Raw genomic sequence first — 16,532 nt, forward strand, 5'->3', positions numbered from 1 at the left:
TTGGCACGTGCTCAACCACCTATATAAATTGGAAGCATGATTGTCATCCCTGTAATTACCCTGGTTCTGGCTGTTTGCATAGCCGTTGTCGCTGGTTTGGCATGGTCGGCGAAGCTACCGGGTAATAACTGGATCGGAATTCGTGCGCCTGAGGCTCGAAAGTCCCAGGAAAACTGGGATATTACGCACCGCGTTGCCGGCCCACCGTGGGCTGTGTCCGCTGTCGCTTTCCTCGGCGCCGCCATGCTCGGCTTCCTCGCCATCCGCCCGGAGGCCTCTGGTTGGATGTGGCTGTGGTACGCCGTCGCTCTGCTCGCCGGTATCGCCATGCTCGGCATTGGTGCGGCTATCGGCTCGCACACCATCGCGCTTTACGACGCCAAGGTCTCCGCCGAGTCCGGCTCCGGTTGTGGGTGCGGTGACGGTGACAGCGGCTGTGGCTGTGACTCCGCCGCCACTGATGCCGCCGACACTGCGACTGATGATGCCTGCTGCTCCGACAACCCGGCAGCAGACTGCGGTGTCTCCGGTGGCTGCAGCTCCTGTGGTCTGGAAGGACTGTGCACGGACAAGGGCTCATCCGCGAATGCCACTTTCAAGCCTGTGGACAAGGATGCGCTGCGCAAGGCAGCTGAGCAGAAGAAGTAAAAAATTATTGCAGAGAAAAGCTTCTGCAAAACAGTAAGACAACCTCTGGTTGCCCACTAAGCTATTTGTCCATGTGGCAACGAATTGTGAATTGGCGTCCAGATCCCCTCATCGTCGGTATCGTTGCTGCAGCGATACTGGCGATTATTTTTCCTGCAAGCGGCACTACCGCTGAGGTTTTCAGCTGGGCCACAAAGATCGCCATTGGCTTCTTGTTCTTCCTCTATGGCGCGCGCCTGAGCCCGCAGGATGCGTTGGCCGGTGTTAAGCATTGGCGGCTGCACATAACCATTCTGGCTTTCACATTCGTGCTGTTCCCAATCCTCGGCCTGCTGATGAAACCCCTGGATTGGATTCTTTCTCCTGGCCTCTACCTGGGCATTTTGTACATGACGCTGGCACCGTCGACGGTGCAGTCGAGTGTGAACTTCACCTCCATCGCCAAGGGCAATGTCGCCGGCGCAATCGTCAGTGCCTCGGCATCTAACCTGCTGGGCATTGTGGTCACACCGGTGCTGGTGATGCTGTTGATGGCCACCGGCGGCGGCATTCATGTGGATTCGTCGGTGTTCTTGGATATCTCGCTGCAGTTGCTGCTGCCATTCGCAATCGGCCAGCTCACTCGCCGTTGGACCCTGAAGTTTGCCGCCGCGAAGACGACTAAGAACGTTGACCGCCTATCTATCGCAATGGTCGTTTACGCGGCGTTCTCCGAGGGCATGGTGCAGGGCATCTGGTCGAAGGTGCCGGCAGGGGACATTGTCATCCTGTGTGTGCTTTCGGTCGTGCTGGTGGAATTCGTTTTGCGGTTGTCCGGATTCATCGCAAATAAGATGGGCTTCGACCGCAAGGACCGCATTGCGATTCAGTTCTGCGGTTCGAAGAAGTCCCTGGCCACCGGTCTGCCCATGGCTGCCGTTATCTTCGGTGCCGATGCCAGCCTCTACATTTTGCCGCTGATGATTTTCCACCAGATTCAGCTGATGATCTGTGCGGTCTACGCCGCTCGCTGGGGCAAGGAAGCAGAAGCTGAGCCGGAGCCACAACCCGCTTAACGCGGTCTAGCGCATGGACCCGAGGAGCGAATCCGGCTTGGCACATATACTGGGGCGCACAACATATGGTTCGGTTTTAAACGAGCAAACGAAAGTGTGAGATTCAGCATGGCTAACGAGAATCCGGCTCCGTTCTCCCCGGAACAGCGCGCCGCAGAAGAGACCGCAATCAACGAGTTCTGGTCGTGGTGGAACTCTTTTGGCGCCGATGCGCTCGACTCGATGTTTAGTGTCCAGCTCGGTATCGATGGTGCTCCGAACGCCGCCGATGTGGACATTATTGATGTCCAGAAGGAGGTCGGCGGCCGCATCGCCGCTATTAATGACCGGCTCATCTGGGGGTTTGAGGCTGGCGCTCCGTATTCTCGCCACCTTCTGACTGTTAGCGCTGCGGGTGACCCTGAGCTGCGTCCGGTCGCTCGCCGTTGGCTGGAGGCCGCGCCTGACGACGGCGCGGTGTGGTCTTTCACCGACCTCCGTCAGGCGGATCCGGCGATGAAGCTGTCGCTGGGGGATGTCGCGGCCACATTGGTTGCACAGGGTGCTCTCGAGGCCGATGCTCCGGCCGAGGTCGATCCGGCAGACGCCCGCGTGGCTGTTAGCAGTGGTCATGGGGCAGTGGACGTTCGCCTATTCCACCCGCTGTTCCCGGCAATTGCTCAGTTGGAGGACGGTGAGCGCTTGGTAGCTCAGCTCGGTTTCACGCTGCTGCAGCTGGCTCTGGGGGAGGAGGACTTCGGCCTATGGCTACGCGGTTTTGCCTTCGCCGGCGAGGAGCCGGAAGGTGCGATCCCGCTACCGGAGCTGGGCGGTGTCGTCGAGAAGCTCGCGGAAGAGTGCCCCGAGTGGCTCACCATTGATGCCGAAGCCAACGGCCAGCCGCTCGTCGTCGCCACCCGCGCTCCGATTACGCAGCTGGTGAGCCCGACTATGACGCAGCATGTGCTGATTCAGCTCATGCTCGGCAATATTGACGACAAGGGCTTGCCGACGGACGAATCGAAGGAATCCCTCTCCGAGTTCAATACCGCTGCCGCTGAAGCCATCGCTGAGGACAAGGGTATTTTTGTTGCAACTGAGCAATCCGATGGCATGGCTCTGATGCACTTCTTTATTGACCCGGCATCTGATGCGGAGGCGGGTCTGCAAGCTGTTGCGGAGACGTGGACCGAGGGAGAGCATGTCATCGATACCGCTTACGATCCAGCTTGGCAGCGCGTCGGTCACCTGCGCGTGTAGATTGGTTTTTTGTTATGAACGCTCGTCATCGTCTTACTCCACGGCCTTCCCGCGCGATTCGCATGGGTCTTACCGGTGTCATCGCTGTCACCAGCCTTCCGCTGGCAGCTGGAAACGTCGCTGCGGCTCCGCAGCCAAAACTGACTCCGCAGGGCACTATTGATGCTCCGGGGCGAACCCAGATCAGCTTTACCCACACCCCAAGTGGCACGCACTACGGTACGGCGAACGAGAATGAAGCTCGTCCGGGGCTTTCGATTGTCAAGCTCTACATTGCGGACTACGTCTTCAAACATGGCACAGAAGCGGACAAGGCGAAGGCCACAGAGATGATTCGCTACTCCGATGACAATATCGCCAGTGAGCTCTATGGCCGTTACCCGGATTCCATCAACGCCACTGCGCGTGAATACGGCCTCAGCAACACCCACGATGCAGGTCACTGGGGAAATTCAACTACGTCCAGCGCGGACACTGTGAAGTTCCTGGAGGCCAAGAAGCGTGAGAACACTTCTGACCCGGTTCTGGTTGCTATGAGCACCGCGTCACCTGTGGCAGCGGATGACTACCGTCAGGATTACGGCACCGCCACGCTGCCGGGTGTTATTGGCACAAAGTGGGGTTGGTCCGATGACCGCCAGAGCGTTCACGCCTCGGCATCCATTGGACCTGACTTCAGCGTCGCTGCTAACACCTACGGCACGAAGGAAACTCACACCAGCGATGTTCAGAATGCCTTCGACGGCACGCTGGGCACTCCATCGCTGCCGGACATCCCAGGCGTCCCGAACCTGCCCGAGAGCCCAAATCTCGGCGAACTACTGAATCTGCCGGAATCCCCGCAGCTGCCCCAGATTCCGGGACTACCGGACTTCACTGGTCAGGTACCGGCACAGTTCTAGCCACTGCCGCTAGCCACTGGTCCGCTGGCACCGTCCCACACACAGCGCACCTCACGCGACAAGGTTCACGAGGACCATATACAGCGCCGTGCCTACAAAAATCGAAATCACGGTGTTGCGCCGCCACCAGTGCAGGCCAACGGTGACGGCCAGCGCTACGGGCACGGCCCAGGCAGCGCCGGGGTCGCCACTCTCACCGCTGAGTCCTAGCCGCCCGAAGACGGTGTAGGCAACCAACGCCACCATGACTCCAACCGGCATGGTCGTGCCGAGGAACTCGAACAGGGGAGACCCCTTCAGAGTGCGCACGAACGCAAACGGCAGCGCACGCAGCGCAAGAGTCACCGCTCCCATCGCAAAGAGCGCGGCAAGCACATAGCCGGAATCGGGCAACGCAGTCATGCTCGCTCTCCCTCCGTCGTACGCTGATTGCTTGCCGACGTCATGCGCATCACCCGATCCACCCGCGGTGACCACACGCGCAACAGCAGCAGGCCGAAGTACATCAGCAGTCCGATAACCAGCATCTGGTTCGGGTTAATCAGCCAGCCCACCAGCGTGCAGACGATAGCGGACAGGGGCAGTGACCAGTCCTTAGAAGTCTCAAACGCGTCCATGGCCAGCACCGTAAAGAGCGCCACCAGTGCGAACTCGGCACCGCGGATACCCTCGGGCAGTGCTGCGCCGGTTAGCGCCCCGACAATGCCGGAGCCCACCCACAATAACTGGCAGAGAATCTGAATCGTCAGCAGTCGGTGGCCCGACATCTTTTCGTCCGCATTTGCCGCAGAGACGATGGCATACGACTCGTCGGTAAGCGCGTATGTGGAATATGCGCGGCCGAGACGAGACTGTATCCGGTCGCGTGGGAACGTCAGTCCGTAGAAGACGTGGCGGAAGTTGACCATAAAGGACGTCACGGCACAGCCGAGCAGACCCGTATGCGCCATAACCAGGCCGACAGCGAGGAATTCCATCGACCCGGCGTAGACCACGAAGGAGAAGATGGGGGCCCACCACCAGCTAAAGCCAGTTTGTGCGATGAGCAGGCCGAATGCGAGCCCTAGCGGAATGAGTCCCATGCCCACGGGCAGTGTCTGCCGGATGCCGGCAGCTATGTCGGTGCGGTCGCTGTTTCCTGTGGCGCTACTTCCTTCAGCCCTGTTTCCTTCGGTATTGATGTGCTCACTCATCTAGTTGTCACGTACATCTACGGGATAGGTGCCATACAGTGGCAGCGGCCAGGGCTGACGGCGCATGCAATCACCCCAGATGTCCGCGGCAGCAGGCGCGAGTACATCTGAGGGCAGGGCAGGGGCGACGTACCAGTCACCGCGCTCGAGCTCGTCTTCCAGCTGCCCCGGATCCCAGCCTGCGTAACCGGCGAAGATGCGTGCGCCATCTATGCGGTCGCGTACGCCCTCCGGCTCCGCACCGAGGTTGACCAGCGCAAACCTGTGAGCGATGCGTTCCATCAGCGGGGCACCGGTAATACTGTCGGTCTCCTCTGGGAGGGTGGCACCATTTCGCACCACACCAATGCAGATTGGCTGTGTCTGGTTGACCGGACCCCCGACGTAGAGCACCGGCGGCTTGGCCATCAGCGGCGCCCAAGGCTCGAGCACATTGTGCACCGGCGTCTGCGAACGCTGCGTGAGATCGACACCAAGGGTGCCGTGTTCATCGTGCTCAATAAGGAAAATCACCGAGCGGGAAAACTCCGGCGAGAGCATGCCGGGTGCTGCGAGCAGCAGCATCCCGGCAGCCGGGTCGTTGCGCTCAAGGCTGGTAAAAAGCCGGTCGCCGTAGAGATTTTCCGGATTAATCGATGCCATTAGCTCTCACTTTCGCTTTCAGCCTGCTCACCGGACTGCTCGTACCACCATTTCTTCAGCGCCAAGATAGCATCTTCACGCTCCAGCGGACCGGACTCCAATCGCAGCTCTTTCAGGTAATTCCAGGCCTGTCCGACTTCTTTGCCGGGCTTCAGGTCCAGAATTTCCATGATTTCGTTGCCATCCAGGTCGGGGCGGACGCGTGCGAGGTCCTCCTGCTCGGCGAGCTCCTTGATTCGCGCTTCCAGGCTGTCGCAGGCTCGTGCGAGGCGTGCTGCTTTACGACGGTTTCTTGTCGTACAGTCGGCCCGCACGATTTTGTTGAGTCGTTCCAACAAATCTCCGGCATCGTTGACATAACGTCGCACCGCCGAGTCCGTCCACTTGCCTTCGCCGTAGCCGTGGAAGCGCATGTGCAGGTAGACCAACTGCGAGATTTCGTGGTTGGTCTTCTTCGGGAACTTCAGTTTCCGAAGGCGGCGCCGCACCAGCTTCGCACCAACCACTTCGTGCTGGTAAAAGGTGACGTTTCCCTGCTCGTTGTAGGCACGGGTAGCGGGTTTGCCGCAGTCGTGCAGCAGTGCCGCCCAGCGCAGTACGAGGTCCGGTTCACCGGGTTCTTCCTGGTCAATAGCTTGCCGCATGACCTGCAGAGAGTGTTGGTAGACATCCTTGTGCTGGCGATGTTCATCCTGCGTCATGCGCATGTCGGAAATCTCCGGCAGCACGCGGTCGGCCAACCCCGATTCCACCATCAGGTCGATACCTCGGCTTGGGTCCGCACCCAGGATGAGCTTGTTAAGCTCGGTGGAGATGCGCTCGACCGTGATGCGGTCAATTTCGCTGGACATTTCCTTCAACGCCTTGAGCACACGCGGTGCCACATCGAACCCCAACTGGGATGCGAAGCGGCAGGCACGCAGCATCCGCAGGGGGTCGTCGCCAAAACTGACCTCCGGCGCACCCGGGGTATCCAACACACCCGCGACAAGATCCTCGAAACCTCCGAGCGGGTCGAGGAAGGTGCGGGTGCCGTCACCGTGGAGCTCCACGGCGATGGCGTTACAGCGGAAGTCACGGCGGATTAGATCGCCCTCCAACGTGTCACCGAAAGTGACCTCCGGATTCCGGCTGACCTGGTCATACGTATCCGCGCGGAAGGTGGTGATCTCCACCTGACGGCCATGCCGTTCCGCGGAGAGTGTGCCGAATTCAATGCCGGTATCCCAGACAATGTCCGCCCAGTCATCAAGGATTGCGCGTGTCACCTCCGGGCGCGCGTCGGTGGTGAAATCGAGATCCACGCCCAGTCGCCCTAAGAGAGCATCGCGCACAGAACCGCCCACGAGGTACAGGCGATGGCCAGCTGCACTAAACGCAGCTGCCAGCGAATCCAGGATCTCCGACTCCTTGGCGATTGCCTGATCCGCCACTGCCAGCATTGCCGTCCTGCGCACCTGTGGGTCTGCGTCAGCAGTCGCCGGAGTAGCACCGTGAGGTGTAGTCCCCCCGGGCTGGTCACCATTTGTCGTTGAAGGAGTCGATTGTGTCACGACCGACACAATACCCGCTTATACCTATAAACCCGGTAGTCTAAGTGGAATGAACAACGTGGTACGCAATGACAACTCGGTGGCGAAGAGCCGTCGACGTCGTCGGCGACCGCGCAGAAGAGGTGGCGTTTCCTCGTCCACCAACACTAGCAACGCTACTACCAGCGGAAATTCTGCAAAACGTAGTGGCTCCGGTGCCAATGGCCCCAAATCGGCCAAGCCAAACTCCGGTGGCGCCAAGAAAAATTCCAAATCACCGAAGTCGGCACGACCCTCGAAGCAGTCGAACAACCGCGGTGGCCGTAAGAACGGTCAGGATAGGAACAATCGCCGTCGTCACGCACAGACGAAGCGCACAAACAATCGCCGTGCGCACTCGTCGCGCGCGCAAAATGCAGCGCCGATGCAGACCTCGATTGAGACTTCGGCGGGCGGACTGGTCGTCTCGGGGCTTGCTGAGGCTGTCGGCGATGGCGGCAAAGTCAACCTGTCACGGATTTATGTCGCGCTGATTGGTCGGCACGATCGTCGCGGGCGCCTGCTGTGGTCGATGCCTAAGGGCCATGTCGAACCCGGCGAAGCTTTCGATTCCACCGCCGAACGTGAGGTGTGGGAAGAAACGGGCATTCGCGGCGAGGTCATCGAAGAGCTCGGTGTGATTGACTACTGGTTTGTCTCCGATGGCACGCGGATTCACAAGACCGTGCACCATCACCTTCTGCGCTACGTCGATGGCGATTTGAACGACGAAGACCCCGAGGTCACCCAGGTCATGTGGGTCCCTGTAGACACCCTGGTGGAACGGTTGGCCTACGCTGACGAACGCAAACTGGCCCGGCGCGCGCACAATCTGCTGCCCGATCTCGCCCGCGCGGAAAAGCGAGCAGGCCGGCAGACGCCGAGGTGATTGCGCATGTTCAGGTTGCAGTTGCCAAGAAATGTTGTTCGTAAAGTCACGGCCGCTTCCGCAGCGCTCATACTGTGCTTGCCGACGACCGTTGCGCCCCCAGCTTTTGCGCAAGATGAGCAGTTGTGGGGCAGTGGCACCAATCGTGTCGGTGAACAGGGCCCCCTTCGGCTTTCGATAACCAGCTTCACTCCGCATGTCGCGGCTCTGCATTCGACACTGACCATCAAGGTGCAGGTGCACAACACCTCCGATGCGGATATCAGCAATGTTGCGCTGCGCCCACAGCGGGCCGGCGCACTGGCTTCCTCTGCAGATGCGCGGACGATTCTCGCTGAGCCTGAATCGGTGTTTGATGTGGCTGGGACCTTCAGTGCCCCCATCGAGCTGAAAGCGGGGGAGAAGCGTGAGGTTACGCTAAGTGTTCCTATCTCCGCACCGTCCCCAGAAGGACTCGACATCACGGAAGCCGGCACGTTTCCGCTGCTCATCAATGCTAACGGGCAACCGGCAGATGACATCGACCGCCTGCTGGCGGAAACACGCGCACTGCTACCGGTGACGGATCCGCAAGCCGCAGGTGATGAGCCGGAACCGCCTGCCGGTGATGAGAACGACAACGATGAGACCGACAATTCCGATGCGCCCACCCGCCGCGACCCAGTGCCGTTTTCGCTGATTTGGCCCATCAGCCAGCCAGTGCCACTGGTCGGCGGTGAGACCGGTGACGCACCCTCGTCGCCGAATCTCATCCTCACCGACAATTCTTTGGCCGAGTCTCTCGAACGCGGTGGCCGCCTCGACGGTTTGCTCACCTCGTTGGAAAAGGGCTTTGCCGGCCCGGATGGGCAGAGGTTGCGGGAATCGACCTGCATCGCCATCGACCCGGAGACCCTCGACGCAATCTCCAGGATGACCCGCGAATACTGGATTGGCACCAGCCGCCCAAGTCCTGTGGAGTCCTCTCCGCGACTGCGGGATTCCTGGGGAAACGCGGATGACACCAATCTCACGCATATGCCCGCCAGTGACAATGCTGCCGCCTGGCTCAATCGGCTGCACGATCTCACACAGGACACCTGCACACTGTCACTGCCGTGGGGCGGCACCGATGCCAGCGCCGTGGCTCGCGTGGGGGATCACGAGCTTTCGATGGAGGCACTCGCCGCTGGTCGGCAGACTATCGCCAAGCATTTGGACGTTCAGGCACTGCCGGGCCTCTATTTGCCGGCCGAGGGATACGTGACGTCGGAAAGCGCCCCGCTGTACTCGGCGGCCACGGCCCTGAACGGGACCACCCCGGAGCGCGCATTCGAAAACCGCGTAGATACCAGCGAGACGATGCCACCCTCGCCCACTCCACCCGAAGCCGCGCACGACACCACCGTGTTAGTCGCAGACAACACCGCCTTCACCGCCGATGGTCAGACACTGCGCCCCGGCCATAGTGGCGTGCTTGCCGACGGTAGCCGCGCCTTCGCCCTCCCTGGGGCACTGACAACCTCTCTGGCTGCAACAGGACGGTCTCCCCAGACTGTGGCGTATTCGAATTTGCTCGGACGCTACGATTTCCGAATCGACTCCGAGGCTGCACGGATGCAGACAGCGATTGGCACTCTGTTCCAATCACTGACTGATTCGGATGACCCTCGCGCGGCTGTGGTGGCAGCACCACCGTCCGGTTGGGATCCACGCGCTAGCGACGCTGAAGATTTCATGGCCGCGGTCCGGAAAGCCGTGGACGATAACCTGGCTGAGCTGACTCCGCTGATGGACTCCATCACCACTTCAGCTCACGACCTGGATGCGGGCTCGGTTACTCCAATTGACGAACTTGCCGATCCCGCGCCAGTGAGTGAGACGCTCGTGGAGAAGGCTCAACTGGCCTCCCGCGAAATCACGGACCTGACCACAATCATGTCCAACGATCCCAATGTCGCACTGACACGGTATGAATTCACCCGTCCCCTGCGGCACGACTTGCTGCGCTCGTTTACAACTCTCGGCCGGCGAAATCAGCTGCAGTCAACTGACGTGCAGCGGCGGAGCGAAGAACTCAGCGACCAGGCACTGATTATGAATCGACGCCTGCGCAATTCGGTGACGTTGGTAGCTCCCGGCGGTGTCTACACCCGCGCAACGCAGCTGTCGCCGATTGCGGTGCTGGCTCGTAATGGCCTGCCGCTGCCGGTTCCCGCGTTCGTGCGCGTCGGCGCTGGAGATTCGGTGTTGGAGGAGAAGTATGAGGCCGCCATCCCCGCCAAGGGGTCGGTGACTGTTCAGTTCACTCCGAAGTCGGGTGATGATGCAGAATCCACTCCGGCAACCAATGCTCCAGAGGGAGACCGGCCACGGGATAGTGGAGACAACTCCCACAATCTGTTGCTGTGGCTCGAATCACCTGGCGGCACGCCCATTTCCCGATCAGTGAGTATTTCCGTGCAATCGGGCGCTTCGGTTGGGGTTTTGGCTATCGTGACCCTCGTCATCGTCACTGTTGGTGGGTTTTTTGCCGCAAAACGGTCACAGTACTTTCGGAAATAGACCCCCTTTTAAGCAACAATAGGACATGTGACTGACTCAGACGCGCATAAATCTGGACTTCGAGGCCGCATTCGTCGCCCCGCGCCACCGGCTCCGGTTCCGGCGGCGCGGCCAACGGCTGAATCTCAGCCGGCCGAAGCGGCCCCGGACCTAACTCGCGTATCCGGCCATAAGGCAAATGCCGATACCGCCACTGACGCGATGACGGAATCGGCATCACCATCGCCAGCAAAGGCGGCAACTGCGACAGCAACCGCTTCCAGCGATTCCTCCGCAGGCTCGACGGCGGACGCAAATCAGGGACAGTCGAACTCGGACATCGTCGCCTCCACGGGCTCGATGGCAATCGCTACCCTGATTTCGCGCATTACGGGTTTTTTGCGAAACCTGCTCATCGGCGCGACGCTGGGTCCGGCTGTGGCTTCAGCCTTCAACGTCGCCAACACACTGCCGAACCTGATTACGGAAATCGTCCTCGGCGCAGTGCTGACTTCTCTGGTGGTGCCAGTGTTGGTGCGCGCGGAGAAGGAGGATCCAGATCACGGTGCCGCCTTCATTAGACGTCTCTTGACTGTCTCTATGACGCTGTTGGCAGTGGTGACGGTGCTGGCGGTGATAGGTGCGCCACTGTTGACCAGATTGAGCCTTAACGAGGCCGGTAAGGTCAACGTTCCGCTGGCAACGTCATTTGCGTTCTTACTATTGCCGCAGATTATCTTCTACGGCATATTTGCGCTGCTCATGGCGGTGCTAAACACCAAGGGAATCTTTAAACCCGGTGCGTGGGCACCTGTCGCCAACAACGTCGTGGCCATTGCCACGCTCTTGCTATATCTGTTCCTGCCCGGCCAATTGAGTCCGGATTCGGACGGTTCACTCTCCGATCCGCACATCCTGCTTTTGGGTCTTGGTACCACCCTGGGTGTCGTCATTCAGGCAGCCATCATGATTCCCTACCTCAAGCGCGCGGGCATTGATTTGCGTCCGCTGTGGGGTATCGACGACCGCATCAAACAGTTCACCGGCATGGGTGTCGCGATTATCACCTACGTGGCAATTTCCCAGGCTGGTTACTTCATCACCACCAATATTGCCTCGACTGCCTCCAAGGCAGCGCCGACGATTTACCAGCAGGCTTGGCTGCTGTTGCAGGTGCCCTACGGCATCATCGGCGTTACCTTGCTGACCGCCATCATGCCGCGACTGTCCCGCAATGCAGCCGACGGCAACGATGGGGCAGTGGTCCGAGATCTGTCCATCGGTACCCGCCTGACCATGATTGCGCTGGTGCCGATCGTTGCCTTCTTCACCGCATTCGGCCGCCCCATCGCCGTCGGTCTTTTCGCGTATCTGGAGTTCCCCCGCGAAACCGCAGAGATTCTCGGCTGGACGCTGTCCTTCTCGGCGTTCTCGCTTATTCCATACGCCATTGTGCTTTTGCACTTGCGTGTTTTCTACGCCCGTGAAGAGGCCTGGACCCCGACTTTCATCATCCTCGGCATTACCACCGTCAAGGTGATTCTGTCGTTCTTCGCTCCTCGTCTGGCTTCTGACGATGAGACCGTCGTCGTGTTGCTCGGTGCCGCCAACGGTTTCGGTTTCGTCGCCGGCGCAATAATTGGCTTCTTGCTCTTGCGCCGCACTCTCGGACACTTGGACAGTAAGGCGACCGTCCACACCGTGCTGTGGGCACTGGGGGCGTCGCTTGTCGGTGTCGCCGTTGCTTGGGGCGCATTCGCATTGACCGACCTTGTGCTGTTCGATTTCTTCGGTTCCTTCGGTGTGCTACTGCAGACCATCGTCACCGGCGTGGTCTTCCTCATCGGTACCGGCCTGGTGCTCGCTCAGGCTCCATTGGAAGAGGTCCGCGTTCTGGGTGGCTTCCTCGGCCGCATTCCGGGTCTACGTCGCTTTGCTCCGCAGCCTCATGCAGCCGACAATGCCGTCGCCGACCGTGAGGATATGGAGCGCGAACGTGGCTTCGCCGCTGATGCTTTCTCGATTGCCCCGTCGAACCTGATTGGCGAGGCCACGGGTCTGGCAAACGAGGGCTTCACCGCTTCGCCGCTGTTGCCGCCGATGCCGACGCAGGGTTCTCGCCCGACCCGCTATGTACCCGGCGAGATGGTCTCAGGTGGTCGTTTCCGTCTGCGTTCTGAAGTCGCGACCTACCCAGGTCTGCGCCTGTGGCGCGCCATGGATATGGGAGATCCCGACAACTCAGATGTCGCACTTGTCTTCGTCGACACGATTGCACTGCCGTACTACGACACTTCGCCATCGGTTGCCGCCCAGAAGATTGCCACGACGACCAATGAGCTGCGTGACCTGGCTGGCACCGGGATGTCCCGCATTCATAGTGTGGCGAAGACACGCACCGAGGTGCTCATCGTCGCCGACTGGACCAGCAGTATCGGTATTGAGCGGTTCGATCAGGCCGCCCACCCGGATGCCCTGGCACTCGCAATAGCATCACTTGCCGAGACAATCGCCGACGCCCACGAATCTGGGCGCTGCCTTGGCCTGACAAACAAGCCTGGACAATTGCGCATCAGCAGCGACGGCCACATCTACGACGCTTTCCCCGTCGTTTTGCCCGATAGCTCGCAACGTTCGGACTACAGCGCGTTGCTTTCTGTCATCGACGAGCTGTTCTACAGCGTGACGAACATCCCCTCCGATATTTCTGCTGCTATCGACCGCGCGAAGCAAACACGCCCGGAGGACTTCAATGGGCAGGAGTCGCCAGCTCGCACGCTCGCCGAGGACTTGCGCGCCGCAGCGCTGGGCCCCGATTCTTCGGAGTTTCTCGCAATCGACCCCGACACCGGTGCGCGCGAATCCGTCGATGCCGGCGGTGCAGCCCAATCAAACGCTCATCACACCAAGAATCGCACCCGCGCATTCAGCACCGGCGCAGTCGTTGTCGGCGTAGTCATTGTCGGTGCACTCGTCGCCGCGGGCATCTTTGGTCTGGTTAACCGTTCCTCGGACGCACCGATTAACTCCGAGTCCGTACGACGCGGTCCGGCTCCGGTCACGACGCTCTCGCTTGCCGACGCTAGCGAGTGGCAAGCCGACACCGACAACCCTGCAGCAGGTCCGGACAATCCGGACATGGCTGAGCTGACCATCGATAATGACGAGGAAAGCTTCTGGGTAACTTCTACTTACCTCAGCCAGTTCGGCAATCGCCCAGAGGACTTCAAACCTGGCGTTGGTATTCGGGTCACTCTCGATGAACCGGCAACCATTCGAGAGCTTAAGGTCGCGGCGACCCCGGGCGCACACATTGAAGTTCGCGGCCTACGAGATGCTGACTCGACGAACTTGGATGACACAACGGTTCTCGGAAGCGCTACTGCCACCTCAGGTACGACGACCATCGAAATCGATAGCCGCGACACTGAGTGGAAGAACCTTGTTGTCTGGATCTCCGGCTTGCCGACGGCTGCGGAAGCGGTAGCCGACAGCGACTCAGACACTGACGCTGATACAGATGCTGATACAGATGCTGAGTCGCAGAATTCCGATGCGGACAACCCACTTGTCGGCGACCGCAATCTGGCTGAGCAATCTCCGGATTCGTTGCTGCCAGTTGCTATTGGCGACATTCAGGTGCGTGGTACGGAATAACGCTCTGAGCTTGCCTTAGGTGGCAACAGTTCAAGTTGTCCCAAGTTATCCACAGCTACTGGGACGTTTTGAAATTCATCCACAGCCCGCGGTCTCCACGGCAGTTTTGCCAAGCGGAGAGCGCGGGTTTCGTGTTTGCATAGGAGCCATGAACTTTGGGGGAAGAAATCGAATTGGGGACAGTCACCGTAAGGCCCGCATGGGTCGGCGACTGGGGGATTGTGGCGTCGTCGGTATGCAAAAGCATGCATCTGCGGACGAGGTCGATCGTGAATTATTGAAGGCGCACCTGGCGGGGGATCGTCGCGCGTTCGCGGTGTTGGCACGGCGTTATTATCCGCAGTTGGTAGCGATGGCGCGGCGCTATCGTCGGGATGATTTCGATCCCTTGGATGGGGTACAGGAGGGGCTGGCGCGGGCAATTGCGGGGGCGGCGAATTTTCGCGGGCGTTCGACGGTGGCGACGTGGCTGACGTGCATCGTGAAGAATGCGTGTATTGACCACAACCGCGGTCGTTTCGGGGAGATCCCTCTCTGCGATAAGGAGGAGGATTTTGAGACGTTTATGAGTTCACAGCCGATTCCCTGCCCGGATGTTCCGCTACGTGTGACTATGGCCGCCGCATTGGAGCAGCTGCCAACGGATCAACGGGATGCCCTGCTGTACTTGGACATCTTTGGATATTCGCTGCAGGAGACCTCTCGCAGTATTGGGCAGCCGAGCGGGACGTTGAAGTCTCGGCGGGCGCGGGCGCGTCGTACGCTTCGGCGACAATTGGAAGAAGTGCAGGTGGCCTAACAACTGCGGAGCAGGGGAGAGGCTGGGGGAATAGAGATGGCTAACCTCACGTTGGTTGAGGTGGCTGGTTCCGGTAATTTCTTTCCCGGAGCTGAAAAATTTGCTTACTACTGAGCATCACTGTGCGCCATGTGATGTGAGAGATAAAAATTATAGGAGTCTTCATGAGCGATATCGTTCACGACCTGATCATCGTCGGTTCCGGTCCCGCCGGTTACACGGCTGCCACCTACGCAGCCCGTGCCGACCTGAAGCCTGTGGTGTTCGAGGGCATCGAGTTTGGCGGCCTGCTTATGACGACTACCGATGTGGAGAACTACCCAGGTTTCTCCGAGGGCATCATGGGCCCAGAGCTGATGGATCAGATGCGCGCACAGGCAGAGCGCTTCGGCGCTGACCTGCGCATGGAGATTGTCGATCGCATGGATCTCACCGGCGATATCAAGTCTGTCTGGGTTGGCGAAGAAGAGCACAAGGCTCACGCTGTCATCCTGGCAACCGGTGCCGCTCCGCGTTATGTCGGTGCTCCGGGTGAGCAGGCGCTGCTTGGTCATGGTGTCAGCGCCTGTGCCACCTGTGATGGTTTCTTCTTCCGCGACCACGATATCGCCGTCATCGGCGGCGGTGACTCCGCAATGGAAGAGGCAACCTTCCTTACCAAGTTCGCCCGCTCGGTGACGATTGTCCATCGCCGCGATGAGTTCCGTGCGTCGAAGATCATGGTCGAGCGCGCGCAGAACAATGACAAGATTCGCTTTGCGACGAACAAGGTTGTGTCCCAGGTTCTTGGTGAGGACAAGGGTTCGGTTACCGGTCTCGAGCTGGAAGACACCGTCACTGGTGAGAAGTCCGTCCTGGATGTGACTGCCATGTTCGTAGCAATTGGCCACGAGCCACGTTCGCAGATGGTTCGCAATCAGCTGGATTGCGATGAGAATGGCTACATTCAGGTAGCCGCTCCGAGCACCCAGACCTCTCTCAAGGGCGTCTTTGCGGCGGGCGATGTTGTTGACTCGCATTACCAGCAGGCAATTACCGCCGCTGGTTCTGGCTGCAAGGCTGCGCTGGATGCTGAGCACTACTTGGAAACTGTTACTCGGTAGATGACAGCAGGGCAGTCGCACTAGCTGGATAAACACCTAATAGTTGGGGTATCGCAATTGTTGGATAAGCCCTACGATTGCAGATATCCAACTATGGGGAATATCCGATAGTCGGTAAGCCCAATTGTTGTTAGCTGTAGCTCAATCAGGGTGCAGCGGGACGTGTTATAGCCCGGTACGCCCCGTACTCATCGAGCACTTGCAGCGTTCTCAAGAACACCATTAATTAACAATTTAGTACTTCACTCGCACCACCGGAAGCCCTAATTTTTGACGCCTTGAGCGCCAAATCCGTACGCGAGGCCAAATCC

General features: G+C 59.6%; 13 protein-coding genes. 9 read left to right on the forward strand and 4 right to left on the reverse strand.

The genetic code is table 11. The annotated features are described in order from the left end of the window. Nucleotides 1–36: 36 nt before the first annotated feature. From HMPREF2878_RS00455 to HMPREF2878_RS00470, 4 genes are all read left to right on the forward strand, one after another. Nucleotides 37–648, forward strand: a complete 612-nt coding sequence (locus tag HMPREF2878_RS00455; protein ID WP_070604821.1) for an SdpI family protein — start codon at nt 37–39, stop codon at nt 646–648. Between the two features lie 71 nt (nt 649–719). Further along, on the forward strand, nt 720–1,703 hold the full coding sequence (locus tag HMPREF2878_RS00460) for a bile acid:sodium symporter family protein (RefSeq protein ID WP_016421713.1): 984 nt from the start codon (nt 720–722) through the stop codon (nt 1,701–1,703). 108 nt (nt 1,704–1,811) lie between these two features. Further along, entirely contained in the window at nt 1,812–2,942 is a 1,131-nt protein-coding gene (locus HMPREF2878_RS00465) for a DUF695 domain-containing protein (RefSeq protein ID WP_049170090.1), read from the forward strand. Nucleotides 2,943–2,956: 14 nt separating this feature from the next. Continuing rightward, a complete protein-coding gene (locus tag HMPREF2878_RS00470; RefSeq protein ID WP_049170092.1) occupies nt 2,957–3,844 on the forward strand; it encodes a serine hydrolase family protein in 888 nt (295 codons plus the stop codon). 51 nt (nt 3,845–3,895) lie between these two features. Here the strand turns inward: HMPREF2878_RS00470 and HMPREF2878_RS00475 are convergent, their stop codons facing one another. The 4 genes from HMPREF2878_RS00475 to HMPREF2878_RS00490 form a co-directional block, all read right to left on the reverse strand. Beyond that, on the reverse strand, nt 3,896–4,246 hold the full coding sequence (locus HMPREF2878_RS00475; RefSeq protein ID WP_070652673.1) for a branched-chain amino acid transporter permease: 351 nt from the start codon (nt 4,244–4,246) through the stop codon (nt 3,896–3,898). Next, nucleotides 4,243–4,926: an AzlC family ABC transporter permease gene (locus HMPREF2878_RS00480; RefSeq protein WP_070652714.1), complete on the reverse strand. Its 684-nt coding sequence runs from the start codon at nt 4,924–4,926 to the stop codon at nt 4,243–4,245. The genes HMPREF2878_RS00475 and HMPREF2878_RS00480 overlap by 4 nt, the downstream gene beginning before the upstream one ends. A gap of 111 nt (nt 4,927–5,037) precedes the next feature. Then, nucleotides 5,038–5,679, reverse strand: coding sequence for a YqgE/AlgH family protein (locus HMPREF2878_RS00485; protein ID WP_016421725.1), 642 nt, complete (start codon nt 5,677–5,679; stop codon nt 5,038–5,040). After that, nucleotides 5,679–7,121, reverse strand: coding sequence for a CCA tRNA nucleotidyltransferase (locus tag HMPREF2878_RS00490; RefSeq protein ID WP_016421726.1), 1,443 nt, complete (start codon nt 7,119–7,121; stop codon nt 5,679–5,681). Before HMPREF2878_RS00490 ends, HMPREF2878_RS00485 begins: the two co-directional genes overlap by 1 nt. 160 nt (nt 7,122–7,281) lie before the next feature. On the opposite strand from HMPREF2878_RS00490, the gene HMPREF2878_RS00495 reads away from it, so the two are divergent. The 5 genes from HMPREF2878_RS00495 (at nt 7,282) to trxB (ending at nt 16,221) form a co-directional block, all read left to right on the forward strand. Next, nucleotides 7,282–8,139 carry an NUDIX domain-containing protein gene (locus tag HMPREF2878_RS00495; RefSeq protein WP_222865249.1) on the forward strand — a complete coding sequence of 286 codons (858 nt, stop codon included), beginning with the start codon at nt 7,282–7,284 and terminating at the stop codon, nt 8,137–8,139. Nucleotides 8,140–8,145: 6 nt separating this feature from the next. Then, complete coding sequence (locus tag HMPREF2878_RS00500; protein WP_070546007.1) at nt 8,146–10,683, forward strand: hypothetical protein; 2,538 nt, start codon at nt 8,146–8,148, stop codon at nt 10,681–10,683. A gap of 27 nt (nt 10,684–10,710) precedes the next feature. Beyond that, complete coding sequence (locus tag HMPREF2878_RS00505; RefSeq protein ID WP_070652674.1) at nt 10,711–14,319, forward strand: murein biosynthesis integral membrane protein MurJ; 3,609 nt, start codon at nt 10,711–10,713, stop codon at nt 14,317–14,319. 235 nt (nt 14,320–14,554) lie between these two features. Next, nucleotides 14,555–15,118 (forward strand): sigma-70 family RNA polymerase sigma factor, encoded by a 564-nt coding sequence (locus HMPREF2878_RS00510; protein WP_224783764.1) that lies wholly within the window; start codon nt 14,555–14,557, stop codon nt 15,116–15,118. Between the two features lie 164 nt (nt 15,119–15,282). Beyond that, nucleotides 15,283–16,221, forward strand: coding sequence for a thioredoxin-disulfide reductase (gene trxB / locus HMPREF2878_RS00515; RefSeq protein WP_049170102.1), 939 nt, complete (start codon nt 15,283–15,285; stop codon nt 16,219–16,221). Nucleotides 16,222–16,532: the final 311 nt, after the last annotated feature.

Source organism: Corynebacterium sp. HMSC065H09 (assembly GCF_001812845.1).
Classification (GTDB): Bacteria; Actinomycetota; Actinomycetes; order Mycobacteriales; family Mycobacteriaceae; genus Corynebacterium; species Corynebacterium jeikeium_D.

Coding starts and splice junctions, on each gene's coding strand:
- trxB (WP_049170102.1), top strand. CDS start 15,283: ATGAGCGATATCGTTCACGACCTGATCATCGTCGGTTCCGGTCCCGCC.
- HMPREF2878_RS00475 (WP_070652673.1), bottom strand. CDS start 4,246: ATGACTGCGTTGCCCGATTCCGGCTATGTGCTTGCCGCGCTCTTTGCG.
- HMPREF2878_RS00485 (WP_016421725.1), bottom strand. CDS start 5,679: ATGGCATCGATTAATCCGGAAAATCTCTACGGCGACCGGCTTTTTACC.
- HMPREF2878_RS00460 (WP_016421713.1), top strand. CDS start 720: ATGTGGCAACGAATTGTGAATTGGCGTCCAGATCCCCTCATCGTCGGT.
- HMPREF2878_RS00455 (WP_070604821.1), top strand. CDS start 37: ATGATTGTCATCCCTGTAATTACCCTGGTTCTGGCTGTTTGCATAGCC.
- HMPREF2878_RS00495 (WP_222865249.1), top strand. CDS start 7,282: ATGAACAACGTGGTACGCAATGACAACTCGGTGGCGAAGAGCCGTCGA.
- HMPREF2878_RS00490 (WP_016421726.1), bottom strand. CDS start 7,121: ATGCTGGCAGTGGCGGATCAGGCAATCGCCAAGGAGTCGGAGATCCTG.
- HMPREF2878_RS00510 (WP_224783764.1), top strand. CDS start 14,555: ATGCAAAAGCATGCATCTGCGGACGAGGTCGATCGTGAATTATTGAAG.
- HMPREF2878_RS00470 (WP_049170092.1), top strand. CDS start 2,957: ATGAACGCTCGTCATCGTCTTACTCCACGGCCTTCCCGCGCGATTCGC.
- HMPREF2878_RS00465 (WP_049170090.1), top strand. CDS start 1,812: ATGGCTAACGAGAATCCGGCTCCGTTCTCCCCGGAACAGCGCGCCGCA.
- HMPREF2878_RS00480 (WP_070652714.1), bottom strand. CDS start 4,926: ATGGGACTCATTCCGCTAGGGCTCGCATTCGGCCTGCTCATCGCACAA.
- HMPREF2878_RS00500 (WP_070546007.1), top strand. CDS start 8,146: ATGTTCAGGTTGCAGTTGCCAAGAAATGTTGTTCGTAAAGTCACGGCC.